1 protein-coding gene is annotated in these 1,028 nt (G+C 57.0%); it reads left to right on the forward strand.

Annotated features, from left to right (window positions below; genetic code table 11):
- A partial coding sequence (locus QO034_RS23270) for a right-handed parallel beta-helix repeat-containing protein (protein ID WP_284487880.1) occupies nt 1–1,028 on the forward strand: 1,028 nt, incomplete at both ends.

Here is a 1,028-nt window from a genome sequence, read left to right on the forward strand (position 1 = left end):
ACCGAAGAAATGTTCTCCCGGCAGAACAAGGACTTTTACTGGACGGCTGCCGATGGCGGTGTGTCAGGTGTCACGAAGGACGCATCGGGCAATGATAACACCATAGGTCCGACGATTGGGGTCACTGTCGAGCTAACCAGTGCTGCGGTTTTTGGATCGTATCCGGCAGGCGCTTTGGATGATGCGGTTGCCACCATACAGGTCATGCCGGGAAATAGCTCCGCAAAAGCGCCCGTCACGTCGCACAGTGGGTCCACCATAATCTTCGATTACACTGGTGCCTCAACGGTCGGCTACGGCTACGGCGATGGGGTTGCCTTGATCAATGTCGCCCAGGATATCAGTGCGGGCGGGCAGTGGGCCTATAAAACTGAAGGCGACGGCTCTTTCACCCTCTACTTCTGGCCCTATAACGCATCCAAAATGGACGAAATCCGCCTCACGTCGCGCAATACCGTCATGAACTTTGGCAGGGCCGAATACTGGACATTCTACGGCATTGATGGCACCGCGCCGGGCGGGACAGCCGCTCGCGATGGGCAGGTTTTCTGGTCGAACGAGTATGCTGCGACATACCGCTACGGGCTGCGTTTCGAGGAATGCAAGGCATCACAGTTTGGCTCCGGCGGAACTGGATTCGGCATAGATATGTCCCGCACTCCAGAGTGTCAGGTGCTAAATTGCACGGTTGACTATGGCTTTGGCGGGCGCGGCGCGGCGCTATCGTTCAGTTCGGATAGCTGGATGGACCAGTGCCTGATCAAGCGGCAGTCGTTCACTGGTATGCGCCTGTCCGCCGGTGAAAGGACCGTGTTCAGCTACTCGGAGATCAGCGACATTCGCTCGGTGCACGGCAATGGCATGTCGATCTATCAGGGCGCCGAGGACATCGTCGTTTGGGGAAACATCATCGACATGACCGGGGGTGACATCGGCATGACCAATCAGGAAAGCGCGAATCTCTGGATCGGCATGAACCTTGTCATTTGCTCGGAGGCGGAACTTCAGAACCGCGGGATCGAGAACAA

The organism is Sedimentitalea xiamensis (assembly GCF_030164465.1).
GTDB lineage: Bacteria > Pseudomonadota > Alphaproteobacteria > Rhodobacterales > Rhodobacteraceae > Sedimentitalea > Sedimentitalea xiamensis.